Source organism: Labrys sp. LIt4 (genome assembly GCF_017813775.1).
GTDB lineage: Bacteria > Pseudomonadota > Alphaproteobacteria > Rhizobiales > Labraceae > Labrys > Labrys okinawensis_A.
Genome location: NZ_JAGIPY010000002.1, coordinates 381,699 through 400,529, shown reverse-complemented (window position 1 = coordinate 400,529; position 18,831 = coordinate 381,699). Strand labels below are relative to the sequence as shown.

The 18,831-nt window shown below is 62.7% G+C and carries 17 protein-coding genes; 3 read left to right on the top strand and 14 right to left on the bottom strand.

What is annotated here, in order from left to right:
* Nucleotides 1-2 precede the first annotated feature (2 nt).
* The 7 genes from J8I29_RS04735 to J8I29_RS04705 all read right to left on the bottom strand — a co-directional run bounded on the left by J8I29_RS04735 (nt 3) and on the right by J8I29_RS04705 (nt 8,912).
* A complete protein-coding gene (locus J8I29_RS04735) occupies nt 3-548 on the bottom strand; it encodes a hypothetical protein (RefSeq protein ID WP_146127038.1) in 546 nt (181 codons plus the stop codon).
* 549 nt (nt 549-1,097) lie between these two features.
* Complete coding sequence (locus tag J8I29_RS04730; RefSeq protein WP_209430810.1) at nt 1,098-1,931, bottom strand: choline/ethanolamine kinase family protein; 834 nt, start codon at nt 1,929-1,931, stop codon at nt 1,098-1,100.
* Nucleotides 1,932-2,127: 196 nt separating this feature from the next.
* The gene (locus tag J8I29_RS04725; protein ID WP_105865319.1) at nt 2,128-3,294 is read right to left on the bottom strand and encodes an iron-containing alcohol dehydrogenase; all 1,167 of its coding nucleotides are present in this window, start codon (nt 3,292-3,294) and stop codon (nt 2,128-2,130) included.
* Between the two features lie 75 nt (nt 3,295-3,369).
* Complete coding sequence (locus J8I29_RS04720; protein ID WP_209430809.1) at nt 3,370-4,755, bottom strand: aldehyde dehydrogenase family protein; 1,386 nt, start codon at nt 4,753-4,755, stop codon at nt 3,370-3,372.
* Nucleotides 4,756-4,928: 173 nt separating this feature from the next.
* Nucleotides 4,929-6,302, bottom strand: a complete 1,374-nt coding sequence (locus J8I29_RS04715) for a glutamine synthetase family protein (RefSeq protein WP_209430808.1) — start codon at nt 6,300-6,302, stop codon at nt 4,929-4,931.
* 99 nt (nt 6,303-6,401) lie between these two features.
* The gene (locus J8I29_RS04710) at nt 6,402-7,994 is read right to left on the bottom strand and encodes an amino acid permease (RefSeq protein WP_105865316.1); all 1,593 of its coding nucleotides are present in this window, start codon (nt 7,992-7,994) and stop codon (nt 6,402-6,404) included.
* A 114-nt stretch (nt 7,995-8,108) separates the two neighbouring features.
* Nucleotides 8,109-8,912, bottom strand: a complete 804-nt coding sequence (locus J8I29_RS04705) for an N-formylglutamate amidohydrolase (protein WP_209430807.1) — start codon at nt 8,910-8,912, stop codon at nt 8,109-8,111.
* A 119-nt stretch (nt 8,913-9,031) separates the two neighbouring features.
* On the opposite strand from J8I29_RS04705, the gene J8I29_RS04700 reads away from it, so the two are divergent.
* The 3 genes from J8I29_RS04700 (at nt 9,032) to J8I29_RS04690 (ending at nt 11,418) form a co-directional block, all read left to right on the top strand.
* Nucleotides 9,032-9,910 (top strand): MurR/RpiR family transcriptional regulator, encoded by an 879-nt coding sequence (locus J8I29_RS04700; protein WP_209430806.1) that lies wholly within the window; start codon nt 9,032-9,034, stop codon nt 9,908-9,910.
* 75 nt (nt 9,911-9,985) lie between these two features.
* Nucleotides 9,986-11,092: an IS5 family transposase gene (locus tag J8I29_RS04695; RefSeq protein WP_209430939.1), complete on the top strand. Its 1,107-nt coding sequence runs from the start codon at nt 9,986-9,988 to the stop codon at nt 11,090-11,092.
* A complete protein-coding gene (locus J8I29_RS04690) occupies nt 11,089-11,418 on the top strand; it encodes a hypothetical protein (RefSeq protein ID WP_105865312.1) in 330 nt (109 codons plus the stop codon). The genes J8I29_RS04695 and J8I29_RS04690 overlap by 4 nt, the downstream gene beginning before the upstream one ends.
* A gap of 97 nt (nt 11,419-11,515) precedes the next feature.
* Here the strand turns inward: J8I29_RS04690 and J8I29_RS04685 are convergent, their stop codons facing one another.
* The 7 genes from J8I29_RS04685 to J8I29_RS04660 all read right to left on the bottom strand — a co-directional run bounded on the left by J8I29_RS04685 (nt 11,516) and on the right by J8I29_RS04660 (nt 18,735).
* Complete coding sequence (locus J8I29_RS04685) at nt 11,516-12,346, bottom strand: carbohydrate ABC transporter permease (RefSeq protein WP_209430805.1); 831 nt, start codon at nt 12,344-12,346, stop codon at nt 11,516-11,518.
* Nucleotides 12,343-13,206: a sugar ABC transporter permease gene (locus J8I29_RS04680; protein ID WP_209430804.1), complete on the bottom strand. Its 864-nt coding sequence runs from the start codon at nt 13,204-13,206 to the stop codon at nt 12,343-12,345. Before J8I29_RS04680 ends, J8I29_RS04685 begins: the two co-directional genes overlap by 4 nt.
* A gap of 216 nt (nt 13,207-13,422) precedes the next feature.
* Nucleotides 13,423-14,757, bottom strand: coding sequence for an extracellular solute-binding protein (locus tag J8I29_RS04675; RefSeq protein ID WP_209430938.1), 1,335 nt, complete (start codon nt 14,755-14,757; stop codon nt 13,423-13,425).
* Nucleotides 14,758-14,792: 35 nt separating this feature from the next.
* Nucleotides 14,793-15,647, bottom strand: coding sequence for an ROK family protein (locus J8I29_RS29925; RefSeq protein WP_245196660.1), 855 nt, complete (start codon nt 15,645-15,647; stop codon nt 14,793-14,795).
* 8 nt (nt 15,648-15,655) lie between these two features.
* Nucleotides 15,656-16,339, bottom strand: a complete 684-nt coding sequence (locus J8I29_RS29920) for a putative N-acetylmannosamine-6-phosphate 2-epimerase (protein WP_245196659.1) — start codon at nt 16,337-16,339, stop codon at nt 15,656-15,658.
* Nucleotides 16,340-16,429: 90 nt separating this feature from the next.
* The gene (locus tag J8I29_RS04665; RefSeq protein WP_245196658.1) at nt 16,430-17,422 is read right to left on the bottom strand and encodes a GntR family transcriptional regulator; all 993 of its coding nucleotides are present in this window, start codon (nt 17,420-17,422) and stop codon (nt 16,430-16,432) included.
* 155 nt (nt 17,423-17,577) lie between these two features.
* Nucleotides 17,578-18,735, bottom strand: a complete 1,158-nt coding sequence (locus J8I29_RS04660) for a LysM domain-containing protein (RefSeq protein WP_209430803.1) — start codon at nt 18,733-18,735, stop codon at nt 17,578-17,580.
* Nucleotides 18,736-18,831: the final 96 nt, after the last annotated feature.

Genomic DNA, 18,831 nt, shown 5'->3' with positions numbered 1-18,831 from the left:
GACTAAAGCTGGGGCAAGGCACGCCGGCGCAGATCGAGGGTTTCGGCAAGATTGCCCCGATAGGAATGATGGCCATTGTGTCGGATCGTTGCCATGGTATCGACCCATAGCTCGCCACCACACGCACGCCAACGATCGCAAAAAGCATAGTCCTCGCCAACCGCCTCGCCGTCCACCACCGGAATGTTGAACAGCGGGAACAGGCGGAACGGCACGTTGTGATAGGAATAGCCTTGGTCCCTGTAGCGGGCGACCATCGTCTCCAGCATGTCGCGACGGCAAAGCATGGCGCCCGCTCCGACCCGCAGGGCGCGCGCAAAGCCGTTGCGCAGGTCCAGCCGCCCCTGCCCCGTCAGCGCCTTCGGGTCTTCGAACACGACATTCCAGCGCGACACGGCGGCGTGAAAATCCTCGAGATCGCGAGCGAAAACCTTGCTGGTCTTCTCATTGTCGTAGCCCTTCGACACATAGGGCGCGGCCGTGAAAGGCTTGTCATGGAGCTGGCTGAACTGAAGCAATCGCCCTATCGTCTTGGGCGATATCTCCATGTCCGAGTCCAAGCAAAGAAGATAGTCGCTGCGACCTTCGAGGAAATAGCTGACGACTGCGTTGCGCGCATGTTCCAGATGTGGAATGCCCGATTGCCCGAGAAAGTCGACTTCGACTTTCCGCTCTTTCAAATCCAAGGCGATGCTGAGGAAAGAGCGTACGGCATCGATGTCGACAAAGCGGTTTCCACATACGCAGGCGATAAGAATACTAGGCCTTTTCATCACGACACTGCTCACAATAGAATTATAAAATGAATTCGTAATTCTGAAAAATTAGAAAACTCAACTAAAAGTTGAATTTTCAAGAGTTTTCGATTTTCGATAGTTACATGGCTATGAATCAATATATTTCTGCCACGAATAACGAAATTAATCGCCTCACACAATGTGAAAGAACCCTATTCACATAGGCATCACTTAATATTGAAGCGGTAAACTGGCACCGCTTTCGTCACCTTCTTGTGAGAAAACCAAATACGAAAAACAGACCCATCGATTTTTTGGAAGACACCGAGTGCCATCTTGCCAGTGCCCCGGGATCACAGGTCAAAGGACCGCGGCAGCCATGCTCACCCGGTGTTCGTTGATGGCGATATAGTCGTCGAGTTTGCCCGGCTGGCTTGCCACCAGGCCGTCCTGGGCATAGCCCCAGAACAGATCGCGCATCGCCGCCGCCAGACGCATGGCCGCGAAACCCTGCTTCTCTTCCCCTGTCGGTAGATGCCCCAGCCAGTCGGCAAGGCAGATGCGGGCCATTCCGTCATCCAAACCGGCATTGTTGAAAAAGCTGGCGAGATCGACCAAAGGCTGGCCCTGCCCGGCATACTCCCAATCGAGCAGCCAAAGGCGTTGGCCATCATCGATGATGTTGTCGCCATGGATATCGTTATGAGCAAAGCCCGCGGGTACGGTGGCGAGCCGTGGTTCCAGGATGCCAAGCAGCGGCCGGTAACGATCGGCGGCTCGCTGCCAACGATTGGGCTCCGCGGTCAATTTCTGAAGGTAACGGCCGAGGATGGTGAGCGGGGTCCTGTCGCGCGATGATCCCCGATAGTGTTCCGGCACCGTTCGCCGGATGCTGTTCAGCAACGCCAGCACGTGTCGAAACCTCGTCTGGTCGCGAAAATCAGCGCTGGCGAGTGTGCGTCCCTCGATATGCCGCAGGATCATCAGCCCGGGTTCCGCCCAGACCAGCTCGGGCCCAAGCCCGCATGCGGCAGCGGCACGGGTGGCAGCCTGCTCGGTCGCGCGGTCGATGTCGTGCGCCGCATTGTCGCCGGCGATGCGAGCCACGAAGCGACCATGCCGCGCTGTAATCAGAAGATTACGGTTGGTCAGCCCACCAGCCACAGGCTCGACAGCGATGGGACCGTCCCACAAGGGCAGAGCTGCGAGACGGTCGTGAAGATCAGGCTTTCTCGGCATGACTGTTTCAAACGAGGCGCTGCAGGATCGGCCCTCCCGGACACCGAAAGCAAAGCGCGTGCGAGTGACGCGCCTTGCTGCACGATTGCCGACGCTTCGTCGCGGAGGCGGAAGGTTATCGCCGCCCCCGGCCGAACACCGTCAGATCCGGCTAGATAGCCCCTTCCAACGTCTTGCGATAGAGTTTGAGAGCGCCGGCCTTCGTCAGGGTAACGGGATTGCCGCCTGCAGTCGGATCCTTCGGAGCCATCTTGGACATCAGGTCGAACTTCTGATCGTCGACCTTGAGGCCCGCCAGCGTGTGCGGCACGCCGAGTTCCTCGCGCAGCGCCAAAGTCCAGTCGAGGAAAGCCGAATAGCGCGGCTTCAAACCGATATAGGCGGCGAGACGCTCGATCTTCTCCTTCACAGCCTTTTTGTTGAAGGCGATGACATAGGGCATGAACACCGCATTGGTCAGGCCGTGATGGGTATCGTAGAGCGCGCCAACCGGATGGGAGAGCGCATGGATGGCACCAAGGCCCTTCTGGAAGGCGGTGGCGCCGATCGCCGCGGCCGACATCATATGGGCGCGGGCTTCGAGATCCGTGCCGTCCTTATAGGCGCGCGGCAGGAACTCCTTGACCAGGCGAACGCCCTCCACCGCCATGCCCTCGGCCATAGGATGGTAGAAGGGCGAACAATAGGCCTCCAGGCAATGGGCCAGCGCATCGAGACCTGTGCCCGCCGTGATGTGCTTGGGCATGCCGACGGTCAACTCGGGATCGCAGATCACCACCTTGGGCATCATCAGGGGATGGAAGATCACCTTCTTGGTGTGGGTCTTTTCCTGGGTGATCACCCCTGCCCGGCCGACTTCCGAGCCGGTGCCGGCGGTGGTCGGCACGGCGACGATCGGCACGATGCCTTTGGGATCGGCCCGGGTCCACCAGTCGCCGATGTCCTCGAAATCCCACATCGGCCGCTTCTGCCCGGCCATGAAGGCGATGACCTTGCCGGCATCGAGGCCGGAGCCGCCGCCGAAGGCAACGACGCCGTCATGCCCGCCCTTGCGCAGCACTTCCAGGCCCGCATAGACGTTGGATTCCACCGGGTTGGGCTTCACATCCGAAAAGATGGCCGCATGCAGCCCGGCGGCCCTGAGGCTCTCCAGCGCATCCTTGGTCATCTTCTGGGTGGCGAGGAAGGGATCCGTCACCAGCAGCGGCGCGCTGATGCCGGCACTCTTGCAGGCTTCCGCCAGTTCCGAGATGCGGCCGGCGCCGAAGCGGATGGCGGTGGGATAGCTCCAGTTGGCGCGTGGAGACGTCGTGGTCATGGGCGGTGTCCGAGAAATGGATGCGGGATTCGGTGTGCCGGTCTTCAGACCGGCATGGGTCGGGAACAATGCCGGTCAGATCGTCCTGAGGTGATAGCTTTTGGGCTGGGTGAGCGAGTCATAGCCGAGGCGCGAAAGCCCCGTGCCGCGGCCGGTATCCTTCACGCCGGTCCAGGTCAGGCCGGGATCGAGATAGTCGCAGCGGTTCATGAAGATCGTGCCTGTCTCGATCTCGGCGCCGATGCGCTCGGCTGCGCCGAGGTCCTGGGTCCAGATCGCCGCCGTCAGGCCGTAGGGCGAGTCGTTCATCAGCGCGACGGCCTCTTCGTCGGACTTCACCTTCATGATACCGACGACCGGGCCGAAGCTCTCTTCCATCATCACCGACATCGAATGATCGACATTGGTGAGGACTTGCGGGGCGAGATAGGCCGTGCCGGCGGCGTCGGCTGCAAATTTCGCCGTGTCGATATGAGCCTTGGCGCCCTTGGCCAGGGCCTCCGCGGTCTGCTTGCGCACCCAGTCGGCGAAACGCAGATTGGCCATCGGGCCGAGCGTCGTGGCCTCGTCGAGCGGATTGCCGAGCACATACTGGCTGGTGAGATTGGCAAAGCCGTCGACGAAGCGGTCGTAATGGGTTTCATGCACGTAGATGCGCTCGATGCCGCAGCAGCACTGCCCCGAATTGTAGAAGGCGCCATCCACCAGGTTCTCGATGGCGTGCTCGACATTGGCGTCGGCCCGCACATAGGCCGGGTCCTTGCCGCCGAGTTCGAGCGCAAGGGTCATGAAGGTGCCGGCAGCGGCCTTCTCGATGGCGCGGCCGCCCGCGACGGAACCGGTGAAATTGGTGTGGTCGACCAGTCCCTTGGCCAGAATGTCGCTGGTCTGCTCGTGCGTGAGCACGAGGTTCTGGAACACGCCCTTGGGCAGGCCGGCCGCATCCATCGCCTTCTGGAAACGCTCACCGACCAAGATGGTCTGCGCCGCATGCTTGAGGATCACGGCGTTGCCGGCGATCAGGGCGGGAGCGATGGTATTGACGGCCGTCATGAACGGATAGTTCCAGGGCGCCACCACGAAGACCAGACCGAGCGGCTCGCGCTTGATCATGCGCTTGAAGCCGGGGCGGTCGTCATCGGGAATGGTCGGCGCCAGGCTGTCCTTGGCGATGCGCACCATATAGCGAACGCGCTCCTCGAAGCCGCGGAATTCGCCGCCATAGCGCACCGGCCGGCCCATCTGCTGGGCAAGCTCCGGCACGACCTCCTGGTTCATCGCCAGCATGGCGTCGAGGAACTTCAGGACATAGGCGCTGCGTTCCTCGATGGAGAGCCGGCGCCATTCCTTCTGGGCCTTGCGGGCTGCGGCCAACGCCGCCTCGATCTCGGCGGCACTGGCCGCCGGGCGGCGCACCAGCTCCTTGCCGTCGATGGGAGAGATACAGACGATATCGGACATGATTGAAACCCCGGACGGCCTGGCGCACCGTCATTGCGAGCGCAGCGAAGCAATCCAGCTTCGCCCCGCTTGAAAGACTGGATTGCTTCGCTGCGCTCGCAATGACGAAGCCTCCATTGGAGAATGAAAGTGTGATCCCGGAGTGTCCGGGGTCACCCTCTTTGTGATCACATCTAGATGATTTCGAAGTAGCGTTCCAGCTGCCAATCCGAAATCGTGCGGCGGAACTCGCGTTCCTCCCATTCGCGGGTGGCGGCATAATGCTCGACGAAGGCGTCGCCGAAGAGCGAGCGGGCCGCCTTGGAAGCCTTGAGGCGCTGGGCCGCATCCCAGAGCGAGCGCGGCAACTGACGCGCCTTGGGAAATTTCTTGTCATAGGCCGAGCCCTCGACCGGCGCGTCGGGCTCGATGCGGTTTTCGATACCCCACAGGCCCGAACCGATCGCCGCCGCCAGGGCTATGTAGGGATTGATGTCGGCAGCCGCCACGCGATACTCGACGCGCTGGGACTTCTCGGAACCTGGAATGACGCGCAGGGCGCAGGTGCGGTTCTCCACGCCCCAGCTCGCATCGGTCGGCGCCCAGAAGCCGGGAATGAGGCGGGTGTAGGAATTCACAGTGCAGGCGATCATCGCCAGCAATTCAGGCATCAGCGCCTGCTGGCCGCCGACGAACCAGCGCATCTCGTCCGACATCGCATGGGGCTTGGACGGATCGTGGAACACGCCCTTGCCGGTCTTCAGATCCGAGAGCGAGGCGTGCAGATGTCCGGATTGCCCCGGCCAATCATGCGACCACTTGGCCATGAAAGTCGCCATCCAGCCGCGCTTCTGCGCCAGGATCTTGGTGTAGGTCTTGAACAAGGCGGCCTTGTCGGCCATGGCCAGGGCCTCATCGACCTTGATCGCCGCCTCGAGCACGCCGGGGCCGGTTTCGGTGTGCAGGCCCTCGATCTCCATGTCCATCTCCCGGCACATCTGCAGGAGATCCTGGTAGAAGTCGGCATGCACGCCGGCGCGCAGCATGGAATAGCCGAAGAAGCCTGGCGTGATGTTCTTCAGATTACGGAAGCGTTTTTCGCGTACGCTATGGGGTGTTTCGTCGAAGACGAAGAATTCGAACTCAGCCGCCGCCGAAACCTTATAGCCCATGTCGGCTGCACGCCTGATCACCCGGCGCAATGTGCCGCGGGGGCAATAGGCCTCGGCATCGCCGGCGAACTCACCGATGAAGAGCGGCATGCCGTCTTCGAGCGGGATGATACGCATGGTCTCAGGCAGAAAACGGGCCTCGGCATCGCGATAGCCGTTGTGCCAGCCCGCAAAGCTGGTGTTGTCATAGAGCTGGTCGTTCGAATCCCAGCCCAGCACGACGTTGCAGAAACCAAAACCCTTCTCGAGCGCACTCTCGAACTTCTCGCGAGCCATGTATTTGCCGCGGAAGACGCCGTCTATGTCGAAGACACCGACCTTCACATCGGAAAAGCCGTGTTCTCGGACATAGGCTATCGCCTCGGCTGCATTGGTCGGTCTCGCTGGGTTCGCCATGATCCGCTGGTTCCGTCTCTCTAGGTTTGTTCTTCGTGGATAGTTCTTCGCGTGCCGGTGACCGGCCCGGGCAGCGACCCGGGCCGGCCGACGCCACGATCAGGTGCTCTGGCCGACTGCCTTTTCGGCTTCGGCGATCTCGCTGGCCCGTTTGGCGATGTCACCGCCGATCGGCGGGCCCTTGAACCGACGAGCCTCGATGCCGAACCACAACACCAGGAGCAGCACCAGCAGGCCAATGGCGTAGTTGATCAGGATGTCGAAGGGCGGCTGGATACCGGCATACATCAGGACGAGCACACCGAGTACGGCGATCGCGCCGAGAGGCTTGGACCAGATACCGAGGCGGAAAGGTCCGAACTCGGTCCAGGTCTTGCCCTCCGCCAGCAGTCCTGCGGCGATCGGCATGGCATAGGAGACATAGAGGAACAGCGCGCAGCCCGCCGCCAGCGCGGCGAAGGCGGGCGAATAGAGGGTGGCCGCAACCGAGAGCACCGCTCCCAGCCAGATCGCCGCCACGGGTGTGCGCCAGGTCGGGCTCACACCCTTCCAGACGCCGGAGGCCGGCAGGCCGCCGTCACGGGCGAAGGCATAGATCATGCGCGAAGTCGAGGTCAGGCCGGCCAGGGCGCAGATGAAATTGGCCAGCACGATGCCGATGGCCAGCACGTCCTTGAGCAGGCCCGGCGCGGGCAGGTTGTTGAACAGGTTGAACCAGCCGGCGCCGCCATCCTTGGCGGTCTGGGCCAGGTCCGGGCTGGCTAGCACGAAGGACACCGCCATGGCAAAGCCGAACACCAGCGACCAGAACACCGAATGAATCATCCCCCTGGGCACGGCGACACGGGCATTCTGGGTTTCCTCGGAGGTGTGCGCCGAAGCATCGAAGCCGGTGATGGTGTAGAGCGGGTAGAGCAAGCCGACCAGGAAGGCGATGAAGGCAGGCCGTGCTTCCGGCACGTAATTGCCGCCCGGATCACCGGTATTGTTCACGAAAGTGGTGAGACGCGAGAAGTCCCAGCTGGCTCCCCACCCCAGGAAGGTCAGGGTCAGCACCACGGCAACCACCAGAATGAGATAGCCGGAGAAGTCGGTCAGCAGCGTGGTGAGTTTGATGCCGAAATGGTTGATCAGCGCCTGGACCAGCGTGATCAGGCAGACGGCCACCACCTGCGCGGTGTAGGCAGAACTATTGATCGCTTTGGCCTGTTCGGCCGTCATGCCTGACGGCAAGGGGTCGGTCGTGACGGAAGTCCATGCCGTCACGTCGACATGGAAGACGCCCGAAAGCACGAGATCCCGGAACAGCAGCCAGACGCCGACATTGACCGATGCGACCACGAAGATCAGGCCGAGCAGGTTGATCCAGGCGGTTGCCCAGCCCCAGCCGCGACCGCCGAGAATCGAGGACCAGTGATAGAGCCCGCCCGCCGTGGGATAGGCCGAACCGATCTGTCCGAGACAGGCCGCGACCACGAGAGCGAACACGCCGCCGATGACCCAGCCGATCGTCGCTTCGAAGCCCGAACCGGTTGCCATCGCCAGCGGAAATGAGGTGATGCCGCCCGCCAGGATACAGATGATGGAAAAGGAGATCGCAAAATTCGAAAAGCCGCCCATGCGGCGCGCCAACTCCTGCGCGTAGCCCATGGAGTGGAGGACTTTGACGTCCTCGTCAGTCGATCCGCTCATAGAAAGTCCCCCGACTTGTGGTCCAGGATCGGTCGACAGTGGACCGATAGACCGTGGACCGATGGATATTACCTTTCACTCAGCTATCGTTTCCGGCCGTTCGTTCCGGCTCTCTCATTTTGGCGAATCGTCTCCGGGCAGGCCGATCCGCTGCAGGATGGTAGCAAGTTTCATGCCCCATTCTTCCTGCTGATTCGGCGTTGCCAGAAGATCGTTGCGGATTTCGATCATCACGCTGGGAAGACCCTGGCTTTGGCCATGGCGATCGAGCGTATGATAGACGCGGTCTCCCGGGCTGTAGGGCTCGTTGACCCCGACCACTAGGCTCGCATCCTCGCGCAGAGCCGCGATCATCGGGCCCGACAGGCTCTCGTCGCGATCGAAGAGAATACCGACATGCCAGGGACGCTGGACGCCGTTATAGACCGGATTGAAGCTGTGAATGCCGATGATCGCTGCCGGTCCAGCGTGCCGCTTGGCGGCCACCGCCGCGGCAACCCCCGCATGGAACGGTTCATAGACCTCCTGGATCCGCCGTGCGCGTTCGGCATCGCTGAGATCCGCATTGCCGGGAATGACGGTGCCCTCGCTCTTGAGGGTGATCGCGTCGAAAACCGACGGATCGCGATTGCAATCGATCACCAGCCGGCTCACCGCGCAGGACACCAAGGGCGCGTCGAGCTCGCGCGCCATCACGCGTGCCACGCCGAGCGCTCCCGGATCCCAGGCGATATGGCGTTGCAGGTCGGCATCCGACAGGCCGAGCTTGCCAAAACGCGGAGGAACGAAATTGGATGCATGCTCGCAGACGAGGACATATTCACCCCTGCCTCGGCCGTTATCGACAATGGCAGAATCCGGCTGGATTTCCCCGCCCGAAGTTCCTCCGGCAGCTCTCTCGGCGAGCGATTCTAACATTCATTACGTCCGGGCTTGTTTTTGTATTGAGTGTTATTCTGAGTACAGCCGTAGCCGACTTGTCAATTGTGAAAATTGTGTCCACCTTCCACTCTCGCTTTTCCGGAGGGAGTCGCCTGATGACCAAAAGCCCAGACGCGGCGGCCACTGCAAGCGATCAGACCTTGGCGACGACCATCCGCAGCAGGCTCGGTTCGCTGACCCCCACCGAGCGCCGCGCCGCCCATGTCCTCTTGTCGAACTATCCGTTCGCAGGCCTTGAAACCGTTGCGCAATTTGCCTCGCGCGCCGGCATTTCGGCACCTTCGATCCTGCGCTTCATTGCCCGCCTCGGCTTCGGGGCCTACGCCGATTTCCAACGTCATCTCAAGGACGAACTCGAAGCACAATTGCAGTCGCCGCTGATGAAGCAGGCGCCGGAACAGGCGAACCCGACCCCCCTCTCCGCGTTCGCGGCGGCTGTGGTCGCAAACATTACGCACAGCTTCGAGGCGATGGCGCCGGCCGAGTTCGATGCGATTCTCGCCATTATCACCGACACCAAGCGCCGGCTGCATGTCGTCGGTGGTCGCCTTACCGAGGCCGTGGCGCTCTATACCGTGCGCCATCTCAGGGTCATCCGCCCCGATGTCACGCTGGTTGAGGGACAGGCGGCAACCTGGCGCGACCAGGTCATCGATTTCGGCAAGCGTGACGTCCTGATCGTCTTCGACATCCGGCGCTACCAGGACGATGTCATCCTGCTCGCGCAGGAGGCAACCGAGCGCGGCGCCACCATCGTGCTGTTCACCGACCAATGGCTATCGCCGATCGCCCGCTTTGCCCGCCATGTCATTTCAGCGCGCACAGGCGTGCCGTCGAACTGGGATTCGAACGCGGCGATCCTGGCGATCATCGAGGCCTTGATGGCTGCGGCCACCAAGACGCTGTGGGATCTTTCCAAGGCCCGCATGGAAGCCTTGGAGATCCTGCGCAAGAACAGCCAGCGCCCGGGTTAGCAGGCTGTTGAAGAAGTCTGTGGCGCGGCCGAACCGAGTATGATTCATTCACTCGTTGATGCGGCGAGGTGGTGGATGCGAGGTTCGGACAACCGCTCGGGATCGCTGTTTTCCTATGTTGATCTGGAGGCGCGGGTGCGCAGCGATCATCCGCTTCGACGGATCAAGGTGTTTGCCGATGATGCGCTGGAGGGACTGAGCAAAGATTTCTCACGGCTCTATTCGGGAATGGGCCGCCCGTCGATCCCGCCGGAGATGCTGTTGCGGGCGATGCTATTGCAGGCCTTTTATTCGATACGCTCGGAACGACAGTTGATGGAGCGGCTGGAGTTCGACCTGTTGTTCCGCTGGTTCGTCGGCCTGGGCATTGACGAGACGGCCTGGGATCACTCGAGCTTTTCCAAGAACCGTGATCGGTTGCTGGAAGGGGAGATCGCGGCGAAGTTCTTGGCGGCAGTGTTGGCCCAGCCGAAGGTGAAGCGGCTGCTGTCCAGCGATCATTTCAGTGTCGACGGCACGTTGATCGAGGCCTGGGCGTCGATGAAGAGCTTCAGGCCCAAGGCGGGCAATGGTGAGGGAGGACCGCCAGCAGATCCACCCGCATCGGGTGGCCGTAATGGCGAGGTCGATTTCAAAGGTCACAAGCGCTCCAATGAGACCCATCAGAGCACGACCGATCCCCACGCCCGGCTCTATCGCAAGGGTTCTGGTATGGAAGCCAAGCTGTGTTTTATCGGCCACGCTCTGATGGAGAACCGATCTGGCTTGGTCGTCGACACCCGACTGACACAGGCTGACGGCCATGGCGAGCGCCATGCGGCCCTTTCGATGATCGAGCCGCGCGCGGACCGGCCGCACGCGATCAGTCTGGGCGCCGACAAGGCTTATGACGCCGAGGACTTCGTCAATGAACTGCGGTCGATGAACGTGCGCCCACACGTGACCCAAAACGACAACGGCCGGCGTTCGGCCATCGATCGGCGCACGACCCGCCACGCCAGCTACGCGATGAGCCAGAAGATCCGCAAGCGGATCGAGGAAGCGTTCGGCTGGATCAAGACCGTGGCCGGCCAGCGCAAGACAAGGTTCAAAGGACGAGACAGGGTCGGATGGGCATTCGCCTTCGCCGCGGCGGCCTACAATCTGGTTCGCCTGCCCAAGCTGGTTGGAGCGCAGCCATGACGCTGAAAGGCAAGTGGCGGATCATTCAACTGGAGGCTTTCGACGAAGACTATCTCGATCTGGTCGAGCCGGCATACATCCAGATCGACGAGCGCGGCCTGGGCGAAATGGCCTTCGGCGCCCTGACTGCCGCGCTCGACTGTGCCTACACGCAGAGCGGTTTTGATTTCAACTGGGATGGCTCCGACGAAGGCGACCAGGTCAGCGGCGACGGTTGGGCGGAGCTCCAGGATGACGGCTCGCTCCTCGGCGAAATATCTTGGCGCAACGGCGACGAAACCAGCTTCAAAGCCGCTCCCTGGGCGACTTCTTCAACAGCCTGTTAGAGCAAAGTGCGATTTCTCCGAATTGCACTTTGCTCTAACCTTTTGTTTTGACATGTTTTCTTAATCAAAATGTCTGTCAACTTCTCTGGAAAACACTCTAGCCCTTCACGGCACCGGCGGTCAGTGAGCGCCCGATATAGCGATAGGCCAGCAGGCTGAGCAGCAGAGGCGGCAGCACGGAGAGGACCATCACCGCCGCCGCTGTGCCCCACTGCACCCCGCCACCGCTGGCGGCGAAGAAGAACGAGGCGCCGACGGTGATCGGCACGGCGCTCTGCGTGGTCAGCATCAGGCCGAACAGGAATTCGTTCCAGGCATAGATGAAGGCCAGGATCAGCGAGGAGGCGATGGCGGGCGCGGTCAACGGCAGCACCACCCGCCACAGCACGAAGAAGGTGCCGGCGCCATCGACCAGCGCCGCCTCCTCGATCTCGATCGGCAGGTCCCTGACCGCGTTGGCGATCAGCACCAGCACCAGCGGCAGGTTGACGAGGCACAGGATCAAGGCGAGCCCGAACCGGGTGTCGAGCAAGGCCAGGCGCTGGTAGATCAAATAGATCGGGATGGAGAAGATGATCAGCGGGACGGCGCGCAGATTGGTCACGCCGGGCAGCAGCCAGCGCTGGCCGATGCCATGGCGCACGATGGCGTAGGCTGCCGGAAAACTGAGCAGGATTGCGAACAGCGAGCCCAATGAGGCGGCAACCAGGCTGTTGACGAGATAATGCGCGATGTCGAAACGGTCGGAGATTTCGAAGACCCTGGCGAAATTCTCCAGCGTCGGCGCCTCGATCAGCAAGGACGGGTTCTCGGCTATTTCGGATTCGCTCTTGAAGGCCGCGATCAGGGTCGCGATCAACGGAAAGTTCAGCGCGAAAGCCGCGAGGAGAAAGACGATCCAGCGCAGGAGGGTGAGAAGCCGTGTCATGCGCGGCGCTCCGCCAGCTTCATCAGCCCAGCCACCGCGACATAGGACATCACCAGCAGGATGAGGGACGCGGCGACGGCCATCCCGATATTGCTGCCGCGGAAGAACGCCTCGTAGATATAAATGCTAATTGTGGTCGTGCTGCCGCCGGAGCCGCTGCCGGTCAGCACATAGACATTGTCGAACACCCGGAAGCTGTCGATGAAGCGGAAGAAGAAGGTGATGGCGATGGTCGGCGCCATATAGGGCAGGTCGATCCAGCGCAGCCGTCGGAAATAACCGGCGCCATCGATGGCGGCAGCTTCCCTGATCTCGATGGGGATCGCCTGGTAGGCCGAATAGAGGATCAGCAGGGCAAAGGGCGTCCATTGCAGGACCTCGATGGTGACGAGCGTGGCGAAGGCATTGTCCGGGCTGAGGAAAGCGGGGCTGTCACCGGTGAAGAGCAGGAAATAATAGGGGATCACGCCGACGAATTCCTGCAGCACCAGGCGATACATCAGGCCGACCAGGGCCGGGGCCAGCATCATCGGCAGCATCAGGACGGCCATCAGCCAGGGACGCTTGGCCAATAAGGGGCTGAGAAAGATGGCGAGGAACAGGCCAAGCAGGATCTGGGCGATCGACGCAGCAACGGCAAATTTAAGGGAGAAGCCCATGGCCTTCCAGAACGCGCCATCCTGGAGCACGCCTAGGAAATTGCCAAAACCCTGCAGGCTCGGGCTGCGCAGGGTTTCGAAGGTCACGTTCGAGAGCGCGTAGACGATGTCGATGCAAAGCGGCAGCGCCACCAGAAAGATCAGGAATCCGGTCATCGGAGCGATGAGCAGATAGGATGTCTTGCTCTTGGCGAGCGCCATCAGGCTGTCTCCGGGCGTTGCTGGGAGTGCGGACGTCCCCGTCCGAAGACGCGAACCTAAGGCGAGAGGCGTGACGCCAAACGCTCTTTCGCTCCGTTTGTACGGGGAGAACGCAAGAACCAGGGGCAGCGTAAGCCCGCCGCTTAAGTTAGCACCTGCGGACGCGTCACCTGCGCTCCCGGGATTGCGCCCTATGACGGGCACTCGATGCAAACGCTATTTCTTCAACAATTCCTGCATCTTGGCGGTCGTTTCCTTCAGCGTCGCATCAAGGTCGGCCTGTCCCGCCCAATAGCCGGTGAAGGCCTTGGCCTGGGCCTCGTAGACCTGCAAGGCGCCGGCTGAGGTCCCTCCCGTCATCACGAAACCGTACTGGCCGGCGAAGTCACCGATCTTGGCGAGGTCCGGCCGCTTCGGCAGGGAGGACGTCAGGCTGGCATCGAGCGCCGGCGAACCACCCGCCTCCGCATAGATCTTCATCGCCTCCGCGCCGGCGAGCCAGTGCAGGAACTTGACCGCGCCCTCCTTATGGGTCGAGGCCTTGTTGAGGCCGAAGCCAAGTCCGTGAATATGCGTCGTGCGCCCCTCAGGCCCCTTCGGGGGAGCCAGCGCATCGATCTTGCCCGCCACCGCGGCGTTCTTGGCCGGATTGTCGAGATCGGCCGCCGCAGCGTTCCATTGCAACATGGTGGCGACCTGCCCGGCACCAAAGGCGGCGTTGGCCTCGGCATATTCGTAGGAGAGCGAATCCTTGGGGCTGGCGCCGGCATCGTAGAGCTTCTTATAGAGCTCCAGGCTGGTACGGTAGGCGGGCGAATCCACAGTGATCTTGCCGGTGGCGTCCTGCCAATCGGCGCCATAGGAGCGCGCCATGGTCTGGAACACCATCATGTTGAACAGGAGGTTCTTCATCTGCAGCACCGTGCCGTAGCGGGTCGGGCTGGCGCGATTGATGCTCTTGGTGAAGAACAGGGCCGTGGCGGCATAGTCGTCCCAGGTCCATTCGTCCGGCTTTACCGGCTGCAGCGGCTTGCCGAGATATTTCTGGGCGATCTCGCCATAGGTCTTCTTCCAGCCGTCATCGGCCAGCAGCTTTTCCATCAGGTCCTTGCGCACATACATGAAATGCAAGGACAGGTCCGTCGGCACGCCATATTGCTTGCCGTCGAACTGCATGGTCTTCAGCACCTTTTCGCCGAAGACCTTGGCGCTGTCGGCCGGTAGGTCCACCGGCTGCATGAAGGGCGCATATTTGCCGAGTGAATAGGTGGCGATCAGGTTGAGATCGAACTCGGTCGACCCCGCCGCAAGATCGGCCTGCAGCTTGTCCCAGAACCCTTCGCGGTTGAAGAAGATCAGCCTGACCTTGTCGACCTCCGCGAGACCGGAGCGCTCATTGTAGGCCTTGGCGGTCGCCCGGAGAGCCGTTTCCTCCGGCCCGCCGGGCCAGCCGAGAACGGTAACGTCGGCCATGGCGCCGGTGCTGCCCGCCAACGCCAGGGCCAGACCGGCCAGCAGCGCTCTGCATCTGTTCCTTCGGCCTCGCTTCATCTCAGACATGGATCCACCTCCGGTGCGCTTTCTGGTTATAGGTCGACGAGATCGGCCACGCCGATCAGTCCCGCTTCGGCGCCGAGCGCGGCAGCACGGAATTCGGGACGGTAATGGGGAGGAAGCCCAGCGGCTTGTCGGCGCAGCCGGTCGAGGAAGCCCTCGGCCAGACCGAGGCCGCCGCCAATGACGAAGCAATCCGGATCGATCAGCATCTGCAGGGTGCGGGCGGCACGGACCAAGGGGCGCACGGCCCCGTCGACGAGGGCTTCCGCTTCCGGATCGCCGCCGCGGGCGGCTGCCAGCAAGGCCGGCGGGCCGGACCATCGTCCGCTGCCGGCGGCCGACCGCGCCAGGGCAGAACCGGCCGCAATGTCTTCCAATCGCTGCTCGCCTGCCGAGAGATCGGTAAGGATCCGGCCGACATGCCCTGCCAGCCCGCTACGGCCGGTCAACAGACGCCCGCCCAGCACGAGACCGCCGCCGACGCCTGTCGATACCGTCAGGAACACCATGTCGGTGCCCTGCCCCGCGCCGAAGCGATATTCGCCCCAAGCCGCGGCCTGGGCGTCGTTGACGGCCGTCACGGGCACCTTGAGGCGCTCGGTCAGGACCTCAACGAGAGGATAACCATCCGGCACCGGCAGGATGGCCGGATTCAGTGCCGACCAGCGGCCTCCTGCGATCCGGCCGGTGACGGCGATGCCGGCGGCAGCATAGCGTCCGCTCCAATCGGCTATGCTCGCGGCGACGGCATCCAGCCAGGCCTGCGGGCCGCCCTCGCGTGCGGTCTCGACACGGCGCTGCGCCACCACCCTGTCGCCGTCGACCAAGGCCGAGAGGGTCTTGGTGCCGCCGATATCGATTGCAAGGACAGGCCGTCGTTGCATGGGCGTTCCTAGGAGGATGGAGCAGAGGGCGACTTCACCGCCTCGACGAACCAGCTCGTGATGTGCTCGGGGCGAGTGATGGCGGAGCCCACCACCACAGCATCTGCGCCGGCCTGACGTGCCGCCTGCACCTGTGCCAGCGTACGATAGCGCCCCTCGGCGAAAACTGGCCTGCCGAGAACCGCGACCTGGCGCACGAGGCCGATATCCGGCTCCTCCGGCACCGGCCCGCCGACATAGCCGGACAGGGTGGTGCCGATCACGGATGCGCCCGCCTCGGCGGCGGCGACAGCATCCGCCAGGTCGGCGCAATCGGCCATGGACTGCCGCCCGGCGGCATGAATGGCGGCGATCAGGGCAGGCACGGAGACCGGGCGCACGCGCTGCGTGGCATCGAATGCGATGATGTCGGCACCGGCGTCCGCCAGATCGGCGACATCCTGCAGCAAGGGAGTGATGAATACGGGCGTGTTCGCTTCGGCGCGTTTGACCAGCCCGATGACCGGCAGCGACGTTGCCGCGCGCACAGCCCTGACATTGGCCAGCCCCTCGATGCGCAACGCTGCCGCGCCGCCTGCCGCGGCAGCCAATGCGAAGCCGACGACAATCTCGGTCCGGTCCATGGCGCCGCCGATCACCGGCTGGCAGGACACGATCAATCCGTCGAGCGATCGTTCAACTGCGGTTGCCAACCCATGCTCCTCGTTTGCTGCTGAGGAAGCCTGACATCAATGGGACCAGAATGCAACCTGTTTAATACCAGTGGCGCAATCCTCCGTGCTTTAACCACGCCGGGCCAGTTCGACCATGAAATCATAGGCGTCACCACGGTAGCGGCTGCGGGTCAGCTCGACCACCCGGCCGTTTTCGAGCGAGCAGCGGCGCTCCATTTCGAGGATGGGAGCGCCTGTTTCGATCTCGAGCAGGCGCGCCTCGTGGGCGGTCGCCACATCGGCCCTCACCCGCTGCAACGCCCGCACAGGCTGGCAGCCCCGGCGATCGAGGGCGGCATAGAGGGAGCCTTTGATGAGATCGGGGCTCGGCAGGAATTCGGCCGGCAGCACCGAATATTCGATTGCCATGGGCACCCGATCGGCCAAACGCAGCCGGTGCAGACGGCAGACCTCGGCCCCCGGCGACAGGCCCAGGGCCATGGCTTCGGCGCCGTCTGCCATGCCAACCTCCCGGCGCAGCCAGGTGGTGCCGGGAACACGGCCGCGCGCCACCATGTCCTCCGAGAAGCTGGTGAACACCGTCATCGGCTTTTCCAGGCGCAGCGCGACGCTGGTTCGCGCACCGTGGCGCTGCACCAGCAGCCGTTCCTCGACCAGCCCCTTAATGGCATTGCGCACGGTCACGCGCGACAGATCGAGGCGCTGAGCCAGCTCGCGTTCACCCGGAATCATCGCGCCCGCCGAAACGACGCCTTCGGAAATCGCGCTCCGCAGGGCATCCTGCAAGCGCCGATACAGCGCCGTCGGGCTTTCGGTTTCCAGGCGTCCCTTGCGCAGCAGATGATCGATCAGCCGCTCGACCTCGGCGTTTTCCGCTGGTTCGGGGCGATCGGCACTCTGGTCGGGAGAGAAGGAAGAAGACATGCGGCACCAGATATTTTCAGGCAAAGGCGCTTTGCGGCTCAGTGGACTGACCAAGAGCCGCAAGGACACGGCATTACAAACACCAGGCAAAGCAGTCTTTCCGACTGTACCCGCTTTGCTTGATTGGGCGGGATCGCAAAGGCGCGTCCGCAACTCCATCATTCGATGGCCGAACATCGTTCTTGCCTGACTCGCCCCTGTCTAACACGCAATCTCGATTGACGCACCGACAACAAGAAAAGGGCCGGTCAGCGTTGCTGCCCGGCCCGTAGGTCCTGAAACCGCATCGAAGAACGCATTTCGTGCTCGAAAATCGGTAAGTTCGATCGTTCTCAATAGGCCAGCGCCGGCGCCAATCGTGCCGGCGCCTGCACGGTCGCCCGACGCAACCCCCAGCGCAGCAGGGCGCCGGCTGCTGCGAAGCTCGCGGGATCATCGGCCACGCCGCCCCCAGCGGTCGCCGCGTCCTCGAGCAGGGTCAAGCCGACAATCACCACGGCACCGACGATGGCCACCGTTGCCTTGCCCCAATGAATGCCCGAAGACGGCTCCGGGGACGGGGGCGACCTGCGATCGCTGTGCACGGGCTGGGGTCGCCACACCCGCGTCGCATCGGGAACCGGACGATAGCTCGGCGCCAGCACCGGCTCGGGCAGCGGTGGGCGCAGATGCTGATCCGGCTTCAGCTCGATCTCGACCTTGAACTCGCCGGCGACATAGACATAGTCGCGGATACGCCCGGTCAGGCGCGGATAGGCGAGCGTCGCCTTGAGCACCGGCTCGCCCGTGCTCGAAATCCCGGCCGAAAACTGGGCGCCCGGCGAATGCGCGTTGGCTCGCAGGGTCAGCTGGCATTCATAGGTAACACTGTTGGATTTGCGGTCCCAGCTCAACTTGCCGCCGGACACCAATTCGCCAAGCACCGTCGAGGTCTGCTGGCGCGCCTGCGACTCCAGCCCTTTATTGCTGTAGACGAGAAGCGGCACCTTGTCGGTCGGCTGCAGGAAGATCGCCCCCTTCAGCTTGACCTTGGCCGAGAAGCCATTGCCCTTGATCTCGATGATCGGCAGGTCGTCAAGCTGGTAGCCGAAACCGAAATTGTTCGCGAGCGTCCTGGCCGCCGGGTTGCTTCCAGCATCGGGCGGTGTGCGCATAGGATGGGACGGGCTCGTGCCGGCCCTTGTCGGGGCAGGAGCAGGCGTGGGCGAGCCGGGTGCGGGCGGGTTGGCCGGCTGGGGCTTCGCCGCCAGAGCCGGGCCTGTCGTCGACGTACCGCGCAAAACCACGCGGCGATGCTGCTTCGGCAGGTAGATCACCTGCCCGGCCTTGATGAGATCGGGATTGACGATGCCGTGTCCGGTCTTGGCGACGACAGCCGGCTCGTTGTTATAGGCATAGATCTCCGGCCAGCGCACCGGATTTCCATAGTAACGGCCGGCGATCCCCCACAAGGTGTCTCCTTGCTTGATCACATAACGCCCTGCCTTCACCACGCTTCTCCCGGAAATGTATTTCTGCCAATCGTTGGAATGTGCTGCGTCCAAGACTAGGCCCGCATCTTGACAGGAATATTATGGTTCCGGGTA

Excerpts from the sequence above, each read along its gene's own strand:
- J8I29_RS04735 (WP_146127038.1), bottom strand. The coding sequence starts at position 548 with ATGGAGATATCGCCCAAGACGATAGGGCGATTGCTTCAGTTCAGCCAG.
- J8I29_RS04725 (WP_105865319.1), bottom strand. The coding sequence starts at position 3,294 with ATGACCACGACGTCTCCACGCGCCAACTGGAGCTATCCCACCGCCATC.
- J8I29_RS04720 (WP_209430809.1), bottom strand. The coding sequence starts at position 4,755 with ATGTCCGATATCGTCTGTATCTCTCCCATCGACGGCAAGGAGCTGGTG.
- J8I29_RS04715 (WP_209430808.1), bottom strand. The coding sequence starts at position 6,302 with ATGGCGAACCCAGCGAGACCGACCAATGCAGCCGAGGCGATAGCCTAT.
- J8I29_RS04710 (WP_105865316.1), bottom strand. The coding sequence starts at position 7,994 with ATGAGCGGATCGACTGACGAGGACGTCAAAGTCCTCCACTCCATGGGC.
- J8I29_RS04705 (WP_209430807.1), bottom strand. The coding sequence starts at position 8,912 with ATGTTAGAATCGCTCGCCGAGAGAGCTGCCGGAGGAACTTCGGGCGGG.
- J8I29_RS04700 (WP_209430806.1), top strand. The coding sequence starts at position 9,032 with ATGACCAAAAGCCCAGACGCGGCGGCCACTGCAAGCGATCAGACCTTG.
- J8I29_RS04695 (WP_209430939.1), top strand. The coding sequence starts at position 9,986 with ATGCGAGGTTCGGACAACCGCTCGGGATCGCTGTTTTCCTATGTTGAT.
- J8I29_RS04690 (WP_105865312.1), top strand. The coding sequence starts at position 11,089 with ATGACGCTGAAAGGCAAGTGGCGGATCATTCAACTGGAGGCTTTCGAC.
- J8I29_RS04685 (WP_209430805.1), bottom strand. The coding sequence starts at position 12,346 with ATGACACGGCTTCTCACCCTCCTGCGCTGGATCGTCTTTCTCCTCGCG.
- J8I29_RS04680 (WP_209430804.1), bottom strand. The coding sequence starts at position 13,206 with ATGGCGCTCGCCAAGAGCAAGACATCCTATCTGCTCATCGCTCCGATG.
- J8I29_RS04675 (WP_209430938.1), bottom strand. The coding sequence starts at position 14,757 with ATGAAGCGAGGCCGAAGGAACAGATGCAGAGCGCTGCTGGCCGGTCTG.
- J8I29_RS29925 (WP_245196660.1), bottom strand. The coding sequence starts at position 15,647 with ATGCAACGACGGCCTGTCCTTGCAATCGATATCGGCGGCACCAAGACC.
- J8I29_RS04665 (WP_245196658.1), bottom strand. The coding sequence starts at position 17,422 with ATGTTCGGCCATCGAATGATGGAGTTGCGGACGCGCCTTTGCGATCCC.